This is a genomic window from Flavobacterium pectinovorum (assembly GCF_900142715.1).
Taxonomy (GTDB): domain Bacteria; phylum Bacteroidota; class Bacteroidia; order Flavobacteriales; family Flavobacteriaceae; genus Flavobacterium; species Flavobacterium pectinovorum.
Genome location: NZ_FRBX01000005.1, coordinates 337,071 through 355,241 on the forward strand (window position 1 = coordinate 337,071; position 18,171 = coordinate 355,241).

General features: G+C 33.8%; 10 protein-coding genes. 4 read left to right on the plus strand and 6 right to left on the minus strand.

The annotated features are described in order from the left end of the window. Positions 1-45 precede the first annotated feature (45 nt). The 3 genes from BUE22_RS18290 to BUE22_RS18300 all read left to right on the plus strand — a co-directional run bounded on the left by BUE22_RS18290 (position 46) and on the right by BUE22_RS18300 (position 8,241). Positions 46-5,148: a translocation/assembly module TamB domain-containing protein gene (locus BUE22_RS18290; RefSeq protein WP_073397236.1), complete on the plus strand. Its 5,103-nt coding sequence runs from the start codon at positions 46-48 to the stop codon at positions 5,146-5,148. Further along, positions 5,132-7,447, plus strand: a complete 2,316-nt coding sequence (gene tamL, locus BUE22_RS18295) for a translocation and assembly module lipoprotein TamL (RefSeq protein ID WP_073397238.1) — start codon at positions 5,132-5,134, stop codon at positions 7,445-7,447. Before BUE22_RS18290 ends, tamL begins: the two co-directional genes overlap by 17 nt. Before the next feature lie 164 nt (positions 7,448-7,611). After that, positions 7,612-8,241 (plus strand): DUF4230 domain-containing protein, encoded by a 630-nt coding sequence (locus BUE22_RS18300; RefSeq protein ID WP_073397239.1) that lies wholly within the window; start codon positions 7,612-7,614, stop codon positions 8,239-8,241. Positions 8,242-8,517: 276 nt separating this feature from the next. Here the strand turns inward: BUE22_RS18300 and BUE22_RS18305 are convergent, their stop codons facing one another. The 3 genes from BUE22_RS18305 to BUE22_RS18315 all read right to left on the minus strand — a co-directional run bounded on the left by BUE22_RS18305 (position 8,518) and on the right by BUE22_RS18315 (position 11,349). Beyond that, positions 8,518-10,284, minus strand: a complete 1,767-nt coding sequence (locus tag BUE22_RS18305) for an aromatic amino acid hydroxylase (RefSeq protein ID WP_073397241.1) — start codon at positions 10,282-10,284, stop codon at positions 8,518-8,520. Between the two features lie 129 nt (positions 10,285-10,413). After that, positions 10,414-10,857 carry a hypothetical protein gene (locus BUE22_RS18310; RefSeq protein ID WP_073397363.1) on the minus strand — a complete coding sequence of 148 codons (444 nt, stop codon included), beginning with the start codon at positions 10,855-10,857 and terminating at the stop codon, positions 10,414-10,416. 96 nt (positions 10,858-10,953) lie between these two features. Continuing rightward, on the minus strand, positions 10,954-11,349 hold the full coding sequence (locus BUE22_RS18315) for a group III truncated hemoglobin (protein WP_042563975.1): 396 nt from the start codon (positions 11,347-11,349) through the stop codon (positions 10,954-10,956). Positions 11,350-11,720: 371 nt separating this feature from the next. Between BUE22_RS18315 and BUE22_RS18320 the strand changes: the two genes are divergently transcribed. Further along, a complete protein-coding gene (locus BUE22_RS18320; protein ID WP_073397242.1) occupies positions 11,721-13,865 on the plus strand; it encodes an RICIN domain-containing protein in 2,145 nt (714 codons plus the stop codon). 83 nt (positions 13,866-13,948) lie between these two features. On the opposite strand, the gene ilvA is transcribed toward BUE22_RS18320, so the two are convergent. From ilvA to BUE22_RS18335, 3 genes are all read right to left on the minus strand, one after another. Beyond that, positions 13,949-15,193: a threonine ammonia-lyase IlvA gene (ilvA, locus tag BUE22_RS18325; RefSeq protein ID WP_073397244.1), complete on the minus strand. Its 1,245-nt coding sequence runs from the start codon at positions 15,191-15,193 to the stop codon at positions 13,949-13,951. Between the two features lie 319 nt (positions 15,194-15,512). Next, complete coding sequence (locus tag BUE22_RS18330) at positions 15,513-16,052, minus strand: DUF4136 domain-containing protein (RefSeq protein ID WP_042564075.1); 540 nt, start codon at positions 16,050-16,052, stop codon at positions 15,513-15,515. Positions 16,053-16,098: 46 nt separating this feature from the next. Then, complete coding sequence (locus BUE22_RS18335; protein WP_042563978.1) at positions 16,099-18,075, minus strand: urocanate hydratase; 1,977 nt, start codon at positions 18,073-18,075, stop codon at positions 16,099-16,101. Positions 18,076-18,171: the final 96 nt, after the last annotated feature.

Below are 18,171 nucleotides of genomic sequence, written 5' to 3' on the forward strand. Positions count from 1 at the left end.
TTTATAAATAATGCAACTTTAATCTTAATTGTGTTTTACTGACGTATGAATAAGAAACCCATTCATTTTCTTAAAAAAGGACTACGTGTACTACTTTGGTGCGTGGGTTCTATAGTTGCACTTTTACTTCTTCTTACTATTTTAATCCAAATCCCATCAATTCAGAATTACGCTAAAGATAAAGCCATAACGTATCTGCATAATAAAATAAAAACCAAAGTTTCGTTAGACCGAATTTTAATCAAATTCCCCAAAGATGTAGTTCTGGAAGGGTTTTATTTTGAAGACCAAAAAAAGAAAGTTTTGCTTGCCGGAAAACGTTTAGAAGTTGATGTTGATTTATTTAAGCTGATAAGCAGCGAATTAGAAATCAATTCTGTTTCATTAGAAAACACAACAGCTAATATTTCGAGAGATAAAAATGGCGTTTTTAATTTCGATTATATCATAAAAGCATTCGAATCGAAAGAACCAAAAGTGGAAGATCCGGATAGCAAACCTTTCAAAATTTCAGTCGTAAAAGTAAATCTGGATAACATTAATTTTAATTTTAAAGATGATTTCGCCAAAAATGACGTAAAAGTAAAACTGACACATTTTGATACTAAATTCAACAAATTTGAATTGGATAAAATGAATTTTGATATCCCGAATATTAATTTAAACGGATTAAAATTGGTTTTAGATCAGGATGCCGTGGAGAAAATTGCCGAAGTTTCAGTTGAAACGGTTGATACAATTTCGAAAAGGAAAGACTTTAAATTAAAATTAGATAAAATCAGTTTGTCTAAAATTGATGTTTCTTATGATAATAAAGATTCAAAATTAGATTCCGGAATTAAGCTGGGAAATTTAGATTTAACCGTTAACGAAATTGATTTAAATAAGCAGCTTTTAGATTTTGATTCTTTCGAATTAAAAAACTTAAAAGGGAATTTAAGATTAGGCGTAAAAGACAAACAAATAAAAGCACCAAGTTTAGATTCAACTTCCATAAAACAAACCGGATGGAAGGTGAAACTGAATGATGTTGACATACAAAATATAGTTTTCAAATTTGATGATATGCAATCAAAGCCAACTCAAAAAGGAATTGATTACAGCCATTTAGATTTGAGTAAATTTAATCTGAAAGGAGAAGAACTTTATTATGGAAACGGTGTAATTTCCGGAAATATAAAATCGCTTGCCGCAAATGAAAAAAGTGGATTGGAAATTCAGTCTCTAAAAACCAATTTCTTTTACGGACCAAAAAATGCGTCTTTAGAAAATTTATATGTAAGAACGCCTCAAACGCTTTTGCAGAATAAAATTAAAGTGAAATACACTTCGCTTGACGCATTAAAAAAAGATTTAGGAAACCTGACTTTAGATGCAAACTTAAATCAATCCAAAATTGGGTTTAAAGATATTTTGCTTTTTGCTCCAGATTTGCAAAAAACAAATCCGTTTAAAAGCAATCCAAATGCTATTTTATATCTCAATACACGCTTAAGTGGAAAAATAAAAGACCTTGATATTCCGCAATTTGAAATGAGCGGAATCGGTACTACAAAAGTTTCTCTTTCGGGAAAAATAAAAGGATTACCAGATGCTCAAAAAGCCTATTATGATCTGAATATTAAAAAGCTATCAAGTACATCAAAAGATGTATACTCGTTTGTGCCTGCTGGAACAATTCCGAAAAATATTCAATTGCCATCTCAATTTAATTTGCAGGGAAAATTTAAAGGTTCGGTTCAGAATTTCAAAACAAATCTGGCATTAAACAGTAGTTTTGGAAATGCAAAAGTCGATGCATTATTCGATCAAAGAATTAAAAAACAAGAGAAATACGATGCAACCGTTTATTTGCTTGATTTTGATTTAGGGAGATTAATCAAAAATGATTCGATTGGAAAAATTACGCTTAAAGCGAAAGTAAAAGGCAAAGGTTTAGACCCCAAAACGGCTCAGGCAGAATTGGATGGTTTGGTTCAGAAAGCGGTATTTAATAAATATACATACAGGGATTTAGCTTTAAATGGAAATATTAAAAACGGGTCTTTTAACGTAAAATCAGGAATGAACGACCCAAATTTGAACTTTAATTTAGCCGCGAGCGGAAATACCAAAGATAAATACCCATCTATTCAATTAAAATTAAACCTGGATATTGCCGATCTTGAAAAACTAAATCTTCATGCCGGACCAATGAAGTTGCGCGGAAATATTGACGCTGATATTGCCAATAGTAATCCGGATTTTTTAAACGGAAAAGTGTTTCTTTCTAACGTTCAGATTTTGCAGGATGCAGAACCAATTGTATTGGATTCGATACGCGTAATTGCTTTTTCAGACGAAAGTCGAAATAATATCAAAATTTCGTCTCAGTTTTTAAAAGCTGAGGTTGACGGTAAATACAAACTGACAACCTTAACAGCGGCGATAAAAAAGTCATTATCAAAATATCTTGATTTACAAAATCCAAAAGTTAACGGAGAATCTGATGAACAAAGATTGGCTTTTACATTAACGGTAGATAACGATCCGCTGATTTTTAAATTAATTCCGAAATTAACTGGTTTAGAGCCAATTAAAATTACAGGAAAATACAACAACGTAACCGATTCATTAGAAATAAAAGGAACGATTCCGCGAATTGTGTACAACAACAATACAATTGCCGACGGAAAAATAAATATCGAAGCCAAAGAAAATGCTTTAGAATACCAAATTTCTGTCGCAACAATCGAAAGCGGTTCGATGAAAATTCCGTTTACCAGTTTATCAGGTAAAGTCGAAAATAATATATTGACCTATGCGCTTGAAGTAAAAGATGCAAAAGACAAACAACAGTATTTTATCGCCGGAAATTTAAACCGTGATGATAGTAAAAATATCTTTAAAATTGATGCCGAAAATTTTGTTCTTAATTATGATAAATGGAATATTGACACTGAAAATGTCGTTGAATTTGGAGGAAAACGCCTTTATATCAATAAATTTTATTTGGACAATGCCGGAAATGAATTAAAAATACAATCACAGGGAACTCAGGATAATGCGCCCTTGCAGGTAGATTTTGTAAACTTCAAAATCGAAACTGTTTTAAATATGGTAAAAAAAGACGAGTTGTTGATGCAGGGATTGATAAACGGAAATGCCGTTGTTGAAAACGTAATGACAACCCCAACTTTTACTTCGGACATTAAAATTACTGATTTTGCCTTTAAAGCAGAACCTGTGGGCGATATTGAAATCAAAGTTGATAATAAAACCAATAATATTCTGGCTGCAAATGTCAATTTAACCGGACAGGATAATGACGTAAAATTGACCGGAAATTATACGATAAATGGTGGAAATTTGGATTTTAATGTGGATATCAACAAACTGAATATCAAAAGTATTCAGGGATTCACAATGGGGAATATTACCGAAGGGAAAGGCTATTTATCAGGAAATTTCAAAATTACAGGAAATGCTTCTGCTCCTAAAATTGGCGGAGAATTAAACTTTAACGATACGGCTTTTAGAGTAACTCAGCTAAATTCATATTTTAAAACAGATCAGGAAAAAATTACTTTTTCAAATGATGTGATTTCGTTTGATAAGTTTACGCTTATAGATGAAAACGACAACGAATTATCATTAGACGGAACAATTCAATCCCCTGATTTTAGAAAATACAATTTTGGTTTAACCGTTGTTGCCAATGATTTTAGAGCGATTCATTCAAAAGCTGCAGACAATGATTTGTTTTACGGCGATTTATTTTTAGATACCAAATTAAATGTCAAAGGAACGCTTGAAAGCCCCGTTATTAATGGAAATATAAAGATCAATAAAGAAACAAAATTCTCTGTGGTTTTACCGCAATCAGATCCTTCAATTGCTGATAGAGAAGGAATTGTAGAATTTGTTGACGAAGATAATTTGTATCTGAAACAAACCGCAGCAATGCAGGAAAAACTCAATCAGTCTGAGTTAAAAGGAATGGACGTAAGCGTTGATATTACGATCGATAAAGAAGCAGAACTTACTTTGGTGATCGATAAAGGAAACGGGGATTATTTAAATCTTAAAGGTGAAGCACAGCTTACAGGCGGTATTGATCCATCTGGAAAAACAACTTTAACAGGGAAATATGAATTTACAGACGGAGCGTATGAAATGAATTTCAATATGATTCGTCGAAAATTTAATATTCAAAAAGGGAGTTCGATAACCTGGAACGGCGAGCCAACGATGGCAACTTTAAATATTACGGCGATCTATAAAGTAGAAACCGCTCCAATTGATTTGCTTGGAAACCAATTAGGATCAGTTAGTTCAACAGTTAAAAATACCTACAAACAGAAAATTCCGTTTGAGACACATTTGAAAATGAAAGGTGAATTATTAAAACCCGAAATTAGTTTTGATATTGTTCTGCCAGACGGAAATTATGATGTTTCATCTGATATTGTTTCGGCTTCTCAGGCAAAACTGGAACAGCTTAGACAAGAACCGGCAGAACTAAACAAACAGGTTTTTGCACTTTTATTACTGAACCGATTTATTGGCGAAAATCCATTTGCAAGTGAAAGTGGCGGAACAAGTGCTGAATCTTTGGCGAGACAAAGTGTGAGCAAAATTCTTTCGCAGCAATTAAATGATCTTGCCGGAGAATTAATTAAAGGTGTTCAATTAGAATTCGACCTTGAATCTACAGATGATTACACCACCGGAACCAGAGAAAACAGAACTGATTTGAATGTTGGGGTTTCTAAAAAGCTTTTGGATGACCGATTAAAAGTGACCGTAGGAAGCAGTTTTGGAGTTGAAGGCCAGGAACGCGCCAATGAAGAAAGTACCAATATTGCGGGAGATGTAGCATTAGATTATCAGCTTACAAAAGACGGACGATACATGGTTCGTGCGTATCGAAAAAATGAATATCAGGTTGCGGTAGAAGGGCAGGTTATAGAAACCGGAGTTGCTTTTATTATCACAATGAGTTACAATAAATTTCGTGAACTTTTTCATCGTTCTGCAGAAGAAAAGGAAATGATTAAAGAAGAGAAACTTCGTAAAGAAAAAAAGAAACAGAAAGAAAAAGAAGAAAAGGAAAAAGAACAGAATCAGGAGAATGACCAAATTGAAGGAAATGAGCAAAAAACATAGTCATATTAAAGATATAAAATATTTGATGATGCTGGTATCCTTGTTTTTTGTTTTTGGATGCAGCAACACAAAATATTTGCCGGAAGGCGATCTATTATACACAGGAGCTTCTGTTGAGGTAAAGGATTCTGTGATTAAAAAGAAACAAAGAAAAGAACTTGAAAAAGAGTTAGAAGATTTATTACGCCCGAAACCCAACAAACAATTTTTAGGATTAAGACCTAAATTATGGATTTATAATATTGCAGGAGAACCTAAAAAAGACAAAGGAATACGATATTGGCTGCGAAATAAAGTGGGAGAAGAACCGGTACTTTTCAGCAAAGTCGATTTAGATTATAATGCGTCAGTATTAAGAAACTATACCGAAAACCGCGGCTATTTTAAAACACGTGTAAGTGCAGATTCTACAGCTAAAAATAAAAGAGCGACAGCTGAATATACTGTCATACCCAAAAAACAATACATCATTAAAAGTGTGACTTTTCCGGATGACTCTTTAAAAATGTCAAAAATAATTGGAAGATCAAGTCGAAGAAGTTTATTAAAAGTCGGTAGACCGTATGATTTAGAAGTCATTAAATCTGAACGGGAGCGTATCGATGCCAGACTGAAAGAAAAAGGATATTATTACTTTAATCCCGATTATATTTTGGCTCAGGTTGATAGCAGTAAAGGCGATCACGAGGTAAAAATTAAATTGGTAATAAAAGCCGATGCACCGCCAAAAGCGCTAACAGCATATAAAATTGGTAAAATTGTCGTGTATCCCAATTTTTCGATTTCAAAAGACAGTATAAAATACACTCAAAAAGATATTACGCAGTATAATGATTTTACGATAATAGATACGGCAAATACTTTCAACCCGAGGGTTTTTGACAGAACTATATATTTTAAAAAAGGGGATCTTTATAACAGAAAAGACCATAATTTAACCTTAAACCGATTTGTAAATCTGGGGACGTTTAATTTTGTAAAAAATGAATTCAGGCAATCGGATAGTTTACCAAACACATTGGATTCGTATTATTATTTAACACTTTTGCCGAAAAAATTTATTCGTGTTGAGGTTTTAGGAAAAACAAATTCAGCGAGTTATACCGGAACAGAAGTCAATGTAAACTGGAATAACAGAAACTTATTTCGAGGTGCGGAATTGCTTACGGTTTCTGTTTTTGGAGGTGCCGATTTTCAGCTTTCCGGAGCCAATAACGGAAAAAACATCTATAAACTCGGTGCAGAAACCAGTTTGACCTGGCCAAGATTTATTGTGCCTTTTAAGAAAATTGCCGGTTCAAGTGAATTTGTGCCAAGGACCAAAGCCACACTTCGATATGAATTTCAAAACAGGACACAGCTTTATGCACTGAATTCTTTTAATGCTTCTTTTGGATATTTATGGAAAGAAAACATCAGGAAAGAACATCAATTGAATGTTTTGGATGTAACATATGTAAGTCCGAATAATGTTACTGAAGAATATCAGGCTGACATCGATGCAGATCCCGCATTGGGAAAAGTGATCGAAAAACAATTAATTTTTGGGCCAACATATCAATATACGTACACCAATACGATGCAGAAGCGTAAAAAAAATACGTTCTATTTTAACGGAGAAATAGATCTGGCAGGAAACGTAACTGGTTTGGTAACCGGAGCCAATATTAAAGAAGGCAATCAGAAAAATATATTTGATGTTCCGTTTAGTCAATACGTAAAAATTCGTGCTGATTTTAGACATTATTTGAAATTAAGTAAAGAAAGCGAATTAGCAAGCAGAATTATAGTTGGTGCAGGAATTCCGTATGGAAATTCACTTTCATTGCCAACATCAAAACAGTTTGTAGTGGGAGGAACAAATAGTATTCGTGCCTTTAGAGCGAGATCACTTGGACCGGGTAGCTATTTCAATGTGCCAACTGTAAATGATTATCTGCCGGATCAATCTGGAGATTTAAAATTAGAATTTAGTACCGAATATCGCGCGAAACTTTTTAGTATCGTGCGAGGCGCATTGTTCGTTGATGCTGGAAATATTTGGTTGATGAACGAAGACCCAAATAAACCCGGCGCTAAATTTTCGAAAGATTTTATGAAAGAAATTGCCGTTGGTGCCGGAGCCGGATTACGTTTTGATTTGTCGTTCCTGATTTTAAGAACTGATTTGGCATTTCCGTTAAGAAAACCCTATTTGCCTGAAAACGAAAGATGGGTAATAAAAGATATTGATTTTGGAAGCGGTCCCTGGAGAAAAGAAAACCTAATTTTGAATATTGCTATTGGATATCCTTTTTAGTTTTTTTAGCCACAAATTATTCTTTTTCGCCAAGAATTTCACGAATTGGCACGAATTATTTTTTAAAACCATTCTTTAAGTGTAAATTATAATTAGCGAAAATTAGTGCAATTCGTGGCAAACTTTAATTCACATTTTGTAAATTGGTCTAATAAATTAATAGAATGCAAAATTTAATAAAAAGGATTATAGTTTTAGGTTCGGTCGTGCTTTTGGTTGTTTTGGCTTTCAAATATTGTCAGTTCAAAAAAGACGACGATTTTACAATTGATTACAATACCAATCTAATTCAGCAGCAAATTCTTAACGTTGGAAAGTTGGTTGTTACCGAAGGACATTTCTCTGAAGTTATCACCTATAAAAATCAACAGAAATATTTAATGGATATGGTTTCTTTTGAGAAGAAAGCATTAGTTGTTGTAAATGCAAATGTTACCGTTGCCTACGATTTGCATAAAATGAAATACGATATCGACGAAAAAAACAAAACCATTACGATTTTAAATATTCCCAAAGAAGAAATTACCATCAATCCCGATATTCAGTTTTATGATGTCGAACAAAGCAAACTAAATCCATTTACTGGCGACGATTACAATAAAATCAACAAATCAGTAAAAGCGAATCTGGCTAAAAAAATCGATAAATCTTCACTTAAAAGTAATGCCCAAAATAGGTTAATCAGCGAATTATCTAAGATATTGATTTTAACAAATTCTATGGGTTGGAAACTACAATACAATGGAAAAACAATAGAATCTGACAAAGATTTTAACGAAGATTTGAAATTGTAATTTGATTTGCCACGAAGGCACTAAGGCTCAAAGTTTTTTGTTAAGATAATTGTTCATTAATATACTGTTTGTCATTTCGAGGAACGAGAAATCACACGCGAAACTCGACAAAGATTGACAATATTCTTTGCGGAATTACTAGTGTGATTTCTCCTCCGTCGAAATGACAAAAGCTTGTATTTTATTGCTTTCTTTGAGAAATCAATCTGCGTTCATCGATTTAAATCAGTAAAATCCGTGGGCAAAATTTCCGCAATAACAAAAAAACTTCGCGCCTTAGTGCCTTTGTGGCAAAGAACTATCAAAAATCAAATCCAATCCGCCAGCAATTAAATGTGCAACTTCAGGACGTTTTTCTTTTAGTTGATCCAGATAAACCAAGACTTCCTGCAAAAGTTGTTTTTCTTCAGAATCTTTTAAAAGTTCAGCAATTTCTATAGAAAGCAACCAATCGTTTTGATGATTGTGTTTCAGTTTTTCAAAAACAGATTTCAGTTCAGATTTAGAATCTTTGTTTTCTCTAATCATACGAACTGTTTGATATAAAACTTCTAAATCATCACGCTCGTCTGTATGTTTTGCTTTTATAGTGGTAGTTTTCGGAACATTATTAATAAGATCAAAACTATTTACATCGGCTGGACCGGAAAAAGCAGAAACTACTTTTTTACCAATTGCCATATCATAATTTCCCCATTCTGGCTGAAACAAAATAGTTTCGCCATGCGTAACGGTACAATTTCTAAAACTGATCAGGATAATTTCTCCGTGTAAATTTCTGGAACCTGTAATGATTTCACCTTCAACAATTATATTGCCTTCAAATTCTAGTTTTACAGTTTCATTTTCAACAATACTATACGCTTGTAAATCCTTCGGACTCATGTCTTCAATTGCTAAATTGAATCCTTTTAGTTTTCCAATCGGACTTCCAAATCCGTCAGGATGCGTTAAAGTTCCGTGGCCAACTAATTCTTTTTCACGGTAAGATAAAGCAGTTTTTCCCGTAGTTTGAATGTAAACCGGTTTTCCTTCTTCTTCCAGAACATTGGTAAAAACACCCGAAATTTGTAAACCTGTACTTAATTCAATAGTTCCTAAAGCATTTGAGTGAATTAGTTTTTTAATTCCAGAAAGTCCTCCGGTTCTTAAAGCCATTTTATTGGCAAATTCTTCGAGAATCAAACTCAAATAAGAGAAATTCGGAGTTACATAAAGTTGAGGCTGTAACTGTGTAATATCAAAATTTTGATTCGCAGCCGAAATATCATAAGGGATTTTCTTTACGTTATCCGTCATGCACCAGGCACTTTCACCAATAGAAGAGAGTAATCCGGCGCCATATATTTTTGGATTTTCGACAGTTCCAATCAAACCATATTCTACTGTCCACCAATGAAGGTTTCTAATTTGAGCCATTTCAGACAATTCGCCCATATTATTTTGCAAATCGGAAACCGCTTTTTCAGCTTCATCTATTTTTTCCTGAGGCGTATCTTCGGCTTCTTTCAAAATAGAAAGCAAACGAATGGCTTCATACATTTGATAATCTTTGTGAGATGAAATGGCTTTGCATCCAATTTCCCCAAAACGACGCAAATATTCTGCATATTCAGGATTTGCAATAATAGGCGCGTGGCCGGCACCTTCGTGAATAATATCTGGTGCAGGTGTATATTCTATATGTTCTAATTGACGAATATCTGAAGCAATAACCAAAACGTTGTAAGCCTGAAATTCCATAAATGCATTTGGTGGAATAAATCCATCAACAGCAACTGCAGCCCAGCCAATTTCGGTCAGGATTCTGTTCATGCCGTACATGCTTGGAATAGAATCAATTTCGATTCCGGTTTTTTTCAAACCATCCAAATAAGAATGATGTGCAACTTTCGATAAATAATCTACGTTTTTGCGCATTACATAGCGCCAAACTGCCTGATTAATTGGCGTATAATCGCTATAATCCTGCGGTTTGATGAATTGCTTTAAATGTTTTGGCAATCTTTCTAATAACGGATTTGTTTCTATAGATGCATTCATTTTCGAAAACGTTGTAGATTAAGAATGTAAAATTACGAATTTAGCTCGCTAATTTTTGCTGTTCATCACAATATTTTTATTCGAAAGTAACTTTTATTGCGTTTTTATAGATTTTGAAGACAAAGGAAATTAGCAGTCATTATTTTCATAATTCACTTTCTCCAGTGTCTTTTCATATTTTTCGATTTCCTTTTTTGTCATCGAAGCTTCTTTTACATCAATTTTCAATTGTTTTTTTGTGTCGGGACTAATCCATAAACCAGTAAAAGTGTTTCCGGTTTTCTTTAAAATCATTACACCGCTAAAACCGTGTTCTACGAAAACGAATTGATTTTCGATTTTTACATTTTGTGTAATGTTTAACTGAATCCAGCTTCCTGATTTGTCATAACGATACATGGCGGTATACATGAGATCTGCCGTGCATGGGTTTTCTTCTGTTTTAATATAAAATGTTACGGGATTTTTTGCGTCGACAGTGCCTTTGTACAAATTAAAAATTGGGGCTGTTTGTGCATTTAGATGATTTAAAAAGGAAAAGCAGATTATAAAAAACAGAATTGTCTTTTTCATGATTAAAGATTGGATTTGTTTTGATTTGGTTTTTAATAGCAATTTTGCTGATCAAATTTATTTAATAAAAACGGTAATCCAAATCTAATTGGTTATTTACTTTTTTAACTCATTTTCGGCATTTCTGAAATACTCGATTTTGTGATTGAACATATAAGCCATATTTGCTGCTCTCATTTTGGCTTCTTCTGTAATTGGTCCTGAAAATTGAGAATCAATTGTAGTATTAAAAAGTTGAATCCAGCGGTCAAAATGTGTTTTGTCTACCGGTAATTGCTTATGTGGCGGGAAAGGAGTTCCTGAATAAGCGCGGACATCAAATAAAATTGTTTGCCAAAAACCATACATTTTTTGCAAATGCACAGGCCAGCGATCTTGTAATTTATCATTAAAAATTGGCCCCAAAAGTTCATCCTTTCTAATGTTATCATAAAAAGAATCGACCATTAATTTTATGTCTTCTATGTTTGAAATATCTTTAAGAGTTGTCATGTTTTCTATTATAAAATGAATTGCAAAAATACGATATCTGCCGATTTATAATTTCTGATATTTATCATTTATATAATAAAATATGATTGGCAGATAAGGAAATATAGAGTTTTTGCGTTGATTTTATCATTTTATGATTATTTGAATTCTAAAAGTAAGGTTTTTATGTTTTTTAATTAAATTAAAGTATTTAAAATCAATAATTTGTGAAAAATATAGATAAGTTTTTGTAAGGTTTAAATTTCAAAATGATGTGTATTTGTAATGTAGGAAAAATATCATTTTAATTAAAAATATCATAATATTGATGTGAATTAATAAAATTAATCTTAAAAAATAAGAAAAATTTAATTATCTAAAACCTCAAAACTATGAACAAAATTACCCAAAAACCACAAAACCGAATGAATTTTATGCTAATGTTTTGCATTATTATGACTTCACTAATTAGTAAGACGACTGCACAAACAGTTACGCCGTGGATAACCTCAGGCGATCAAACGAAATTATTACAGCAACAAAGTACCGTAAACTTTGGAACCAATTCAGGCTCAAATCCTTCGACGGTTACTGTAAATCCATCAACAACCTATCAAACTATGGATGGGTTTGGCTACACACTTACTGAAGGAAGCTGTGAAGTGATTAGCGGAATGGCGGTCACTCAGCAAAATCAATTATTAAATGATTTATACAATCCTACTACAGGATTAAACGCAAGTGTAGTTCGTATTAGTATTGGAGCTTCAGATTTAAGCAGTTCTTCTTATAGTTATAACGAAACTTCGGGCGATGTTAATATGAATAATTTTAGTCTTAACGGACCGGATTTAACCTATTTAATTCCCATTATAAAAAAGATAAAATTAATTAATCCGAACATTAAAATATTAGCAACTCCGTGGTCGGCTCCCCGTTGGATGAAAACAAATAATTCATGGGTTGGCGGAAGTTTACAAACACAATATTATGCCGCGTATGCCAGATATTTCGTAAAATACTTTGATGAAATGCAGGCGCAGGGAATTTCAATTTGGGGAATCACACCTCAAAATGAACCTGAAAATCCGCATAACGAACCAAGTATGCTGATGAATTCTACTGAACAAAAGAATTTTATTAATCAACAACTTGGTCCGCAAATGGCAGCAGCTGGTTACGGAAACATAAAAATCATTGCTTTTGATCATAATTGTGATAATACAGCTTATCCTATTGATGTTTTAAATAACAGTGGTTATGTTGATGGCGCGGCGTTTCATTTATATTTAGGAAATATTTCAGCAATGTCAACAGTACGAAATGCAACCAATAAAAATGTATATTTTACAGAACAATACACAGGATCAGGAGGAAGTTTTAGCGGAGATTTTGGCTGGCACATGCAAAATGTAGTGATTGGTAGTACAAATAACTGGGCAAAAACGGTTCTGGAATGGAATGCAGCAAATAACTCTGGTTTGGGACCGCGAACTCCGGGCGGATGTAACACGTGTTTAGGTGCAATTACGGTAAACAATAGTACAAGTTATACTAAAAATGTAGCGTATTATATTATTGGTCAAATTTCAAAATTTGTAAAACCGGGCGCTTTACGAATTAATTCTTCAAGTACAAACGGAAGTATTTTTTCTGCTGGATTTAAAAATCCTGATGGTTCGATTTCGCTTGTTGTCTATAATTCAAGCGGATCAGCAAATACAATCAAAGTGGTTTCAGGATCATCGGCATTTAATTATTCTGTACCTGCAACATCTGCTGTAACATTCAATTGGGGATCAGGTAATCCTCCGGTTGAAAGTTTTCCGGGATATTACAATATTATTTCAAGAAATAGTAACAAAGGTTTGGATGTTGCAGATAATGCCACAACAAGCGGAAGCCGTATTCAGCAATATGATATTACAAATGGCGGAGGAAATAATCAGCGTTGGAAATTTGTTTCTGACGGAAGTGGAAACTATTACATCATTGTAAAATCGACAGGAATGTATCTTGCGGTTGAAAACAACGGAACGGCAGATGGACTAAAAGTACAGCAAAAAACATTTTCTGCTTCTAACGAATTCAAATGGACAGTTACAAGTCTTGGAGGAGGTTATTATAAAATCATCAATTTAAATAGTGGAAAATCTCTTGATGTCGAAAATGTTTCAACTGCAAACGGAGCCAATATTCAGGTGTGGAGTTATACAGGCGGATTAAACCAGCAATGGCAGCTTGTACAGGTTGAATCTACAGCTAAAAAAGTTGTTGCAGAAGAACTTAATTCTCAATCAGATCTTTCAATTTATATCAATTCAACCAATGATTATTTAAAAATAAATACACCAAATTCGGGTTCTGGCGGTGTTGAGATTTACTCGGTTACCGGTCAAAATCTTTTAAAAAGAACTGTTGATTTTGTAAATGGAAGTGATGCTGAAATTGAAATTTCAAAATTACCAAAAGGACTTTACATTGTGAAAGTTACTGACAGTAAAGGTTCTTATTCTAAAAAAGTTGTAAAACAATAATTTTTAAATTTCTGGATTCAATTAGTAATTTTATATTGAGTTTAAAGGCTGTCTGATATTTATTTCAGGCAGCCTTTTGTTTTTTACCCAATTAATTGTGTAAACAAATCCTGATTGTCATTTAAATATTGAAACTCAAATCCGTTTTTGGTCATATTTAATTTAATATTCATAATGTCTTTTTTCTTTTTCAGTTCTAATCCAACGACTACAGAGCCTACTTCACGATTGTTTTTTTTATGAAATTGAAAATAAGTAATGTCATCATCTGGACCTAAAATGTTGTTTACAAATTCTTTCAATGCACCCGGACGCTGCGGAAACTGAATCATAAAATAGTGCATTAAACCTTCGTAAAGTAAAGAACGTTCTTTTATTTCAGCAGTTCTCTCAATATCATTATTACTTCCGCTAACGACGCAAACTACTTTTTTGCCTTTTATTTTGTCTTTATAAAAATCTAAAGCAGCAATTGTCAATGCTCCTGCCGGTTCAACAACCATTGCTTCTTCATTATACAAACGCAAAATTGTCGTGCAGACTTTTCCTTCGGGAACCAAAATAATATCGTCTAAATTATTTCTGCAGATATCAAAGGTCATGTCGCCAACTTGTTTTACGGCAGCACCATCAACAAATTTATCTATTGTGGCTAAAGCGGTGTTTTTATTTTGATCGATAGAAGTTTTCATCGAGGGTGCACCTTTTGGTTCAACCCCGATAATTTTTGTATTCGGACTTAAATGTTTAAAAACTTCAGATAATCCTGACGCAAGTCCGCCACCGCCAATTGGCACAAAAACATAATCAATATGTTCTTTATAGCTATCCAAGATTTCTAACCCAACAGTTCCTTGCCCTGCAATAACTTTTAAATCATCAAAAGGATGAATGAAAGTTTTATGATTTTTAATAGCATCTGCCGTTGCCGAAGCGTAAGCATCATCAAAAGTATCTCCTGTAAGTACAATTTCAACAAACGATTTTCCGAATAATTGTACTTGTTTTACTTTTTGTTTCGGAGTGGTTTTTGGCATATAGATTTTGCCTTTTATCTCCAGTAAATTACAAGAATAAGCAACACCCTGTGCATGATTTCCGGCACTGGCACAAACAATTCCTGTTGCTTTTTCGGAATCTTTCAACGAAGAAATTTTGTTATAAGCACCCCGAATTTTATACGAACGAACAATTTGCAAATCTTCTCTTTTTAATAAAATAGTTGATTTAAATTCATCTGAAAGATTTAAATTTTGTGTGAGCGGAGTAGCGGCAACTACATTTTCGAGCTGTTTTTTTGCGTTGATTACTTCGTTAAATAAAGTCATGTTGTCTTGTTTTTTTATTTTGCCACAGATTAAATGATTTAAAAGATTAATCTGTGAGAATCAGTGAAATCTGTGGCAAAAAATCATTAAATAAAAAAACCTCCCGATTGGGAGGTTTCATAAATTGTATTTGTTTACTTTTTTATATAACACCTCGCCATCATTGCTGAATTGCAATAATGCTGATAATAGCGATAATAATGTTACTAAAGTTTGTCATTTTTTTGTTGTCTGAATAACAAATGTATTAATTATTTTTTGAAATACTCAATCTCTGTTTTTAGTTTTTACAAAAACTGATCAACTGTGACTGAAAAACTTACTTCTTAACAGGTGGATATTGAGCCAAAACCTTGCTTACAATTTCTTGTATTCTGGCATCTTTTTTATCAATGTTTTTAGTTAAGGTTCCAATTCCTTCACCTTGCCAGATCATTTCTTTCTTTTTGGCATCGATTAAATCGATGTATAAAGTTCCTTCTGTAGAGGTAGAAACTGTAGTTTGGTTTCCTCCATACATCATGTAAGGATTCCAACCCCAGCCCCAGCCGTAACCCCAGCCAGCGCTAAATTGGTTTACATTTACTTGCTCTCTTGATTTAGTAAAAATATTTACTAATAAATCAGGATTTTCGCTTTTGGTAAAACCTTTTGCCTGCATTTCAGTATCTATTGCATGAAGAATTCGTCTTTTATCCAAATCAGAAATTTCAACCTTGTCAATTCCCGGCTTAAAAAAAGCATACGTTTTATAAGGCGCAAAATCTACGTTTTTGTCGTAATCAGAATAAACACTAACAGTGCTGCAAGAGGCTAATATTAAAAGCAAAAAAACGGGTACTAATTTGAATGTTTTCATATTTATAAAAATTTATTTGTTCTCAATTTAAGCAAATAACGTCAATCTAAAATAAACTTTCGTCGACTATATTAGGCAAAGTTACTTTTAATAAAGGCTGAACTTCCATCGCTCTTTTTATAGCAAAAATAGCTTCGTCATTTCTTGCCCAGCTTCGTCTTGAAATTCCGTTGTTAACATCCCAGAAAAGCATTGATGCTAAACGCTTTGAAGCCTCTTTAGAACCATCAAGAACCATACCAAATCCGCCGTTTATAACCTCTCCCCAGCCAACTCCGCCACCGTTATGAATCGATACCCAGGTTGCACCTCTAAAGCTGTCGCCAATCACATTTTGAATTGCCATATCAGCCGTAAAACGAGAGCCGTCATAAATGTTAGAAGTCTCTCTGTAAGGAGAATCCGTTCCCGAAACGTCGTGATGATCACGACCTAAAACAACAGTTCCAATTTCGCCTTTTGCAATTGCCTGATTAAAAGCTTCGGCAATTTTAATTCTACCTTCGGCATCAGCATACAGAATTCTGGCTTGAGAACCCACAACCAGTTTATTTTCCTGTGCGCCTTTGATCCATTTGATATTATCCTGCATTTGCTGCTGAATTTCATTTGGAGAAGTTTTCGCTAATTCTTCTAAAACCTGACTTGCAATAGTATCTGTTTTTTGTAAATCTTCCGGTTTTCCGGAGGTACAAACCCATCTAAAAGGCCCAAAACCATAATCAAAACACATTGGTCCCATAATATCCTGCACATAACTTGGATATTTAAAATCGATGTTGTTTTCTGCCATTACATCAGCACCGGCGCGTGAAGCTTCTAATAAAAAAGCATTTCCATAATCGAAAAAGTACGTTCCTTTTGCAGTATGTTTATTTATTGCTTTCGCTTGACGACGTAACGATTCCTGAACTTTTTCTTTGAATAAACCAGGATTATTGGCCATCATTTCGTTGGCTTCTTCGAAAGAAATTCCAACAGGATAATAACCGCCAGCCCAAGGATTATGCAATGAAGTCTGATCAGATCCCAAATCAATTTTGATGTTTTCTTTGTCGAAACATTCCCAAACATCAACTACATTTCCTAAATAAGCAATCGAAACCACTTCTTTATTGGCTTTCGCCGAATTGACTCTTTTTACCAATTCTTCTGTTGAAGTTACGATTTCATTAATCCAGCCTTGTTCGTGACGGATTTTGGTGATTTTGGGATTTACTTCGGCGCAGACCGTAATACAACCTGCAATATTTCCGGCTTTTGGCTGCGCGCCAGACATTCCGCCAAGACCTGAAGTCACAAAAAGATTTCCTTCAGGATTTAATTTTATTTTTCTGAAACCATTCAAAACCGTAATTGTAGTTCCGTGTACAATTCCCTGTGGGCCAATATACATATAACTTCCCGCCGTCATTTGTCCGTATTGCGAAACGCCCAAAGCATTCATTTTTTCCCAATCGTCCGGTTTTGAGTAATTCGGGATAACCATTCCGTTGGTAACCACAACTCTTGGCGCTTCAGCATGTGAAGGAAATAATCCCATCGGATGCCCTGAATACATCGTTAAAGTCTGCTCATCTGTCATTTCAGACAAATACTGCATGGTTAATAAATATTGCGCCCAGTTCTGAAAAACAGCTCCGTTTCCGCCATACGTAATCAATTCATGCGGATGCTGCGCCACAGCATAATCCAGATTGTTCTGAATCATGTGCATAATCGCTTTTGCCTGCAATGATTTTCCAGGATATTCGTCAATTGGTCTCGCATACATTCTGTAATCCGGACGCAAACGATACATATAGATACGTCCGTATTTTTCTAATTCTTCTGAGAATTCCTGAATTAATTCAGCGTGATGTTTGGCTTCAAAATAACGTAATGCATTTTTTAGAGCTAGTTTTTTTTCTTCTGCCGAAAGAATTTCTTTTCGTTTTGGCGCGTGATTAATCGCTAAATCGTATTGTTTTTTTGGAGGTAATATCGTTGGAATTCCCTGTTGTATTTCTTCTTTGAAAGTCATTTTTTTAAAGGTGCTAAGTTGCTAAGATATTTTAGTTAGATTAACAACAGATTAATTTGTTTTTTTATTATGTCGCTCCGCTGGACTAAAGTTTTA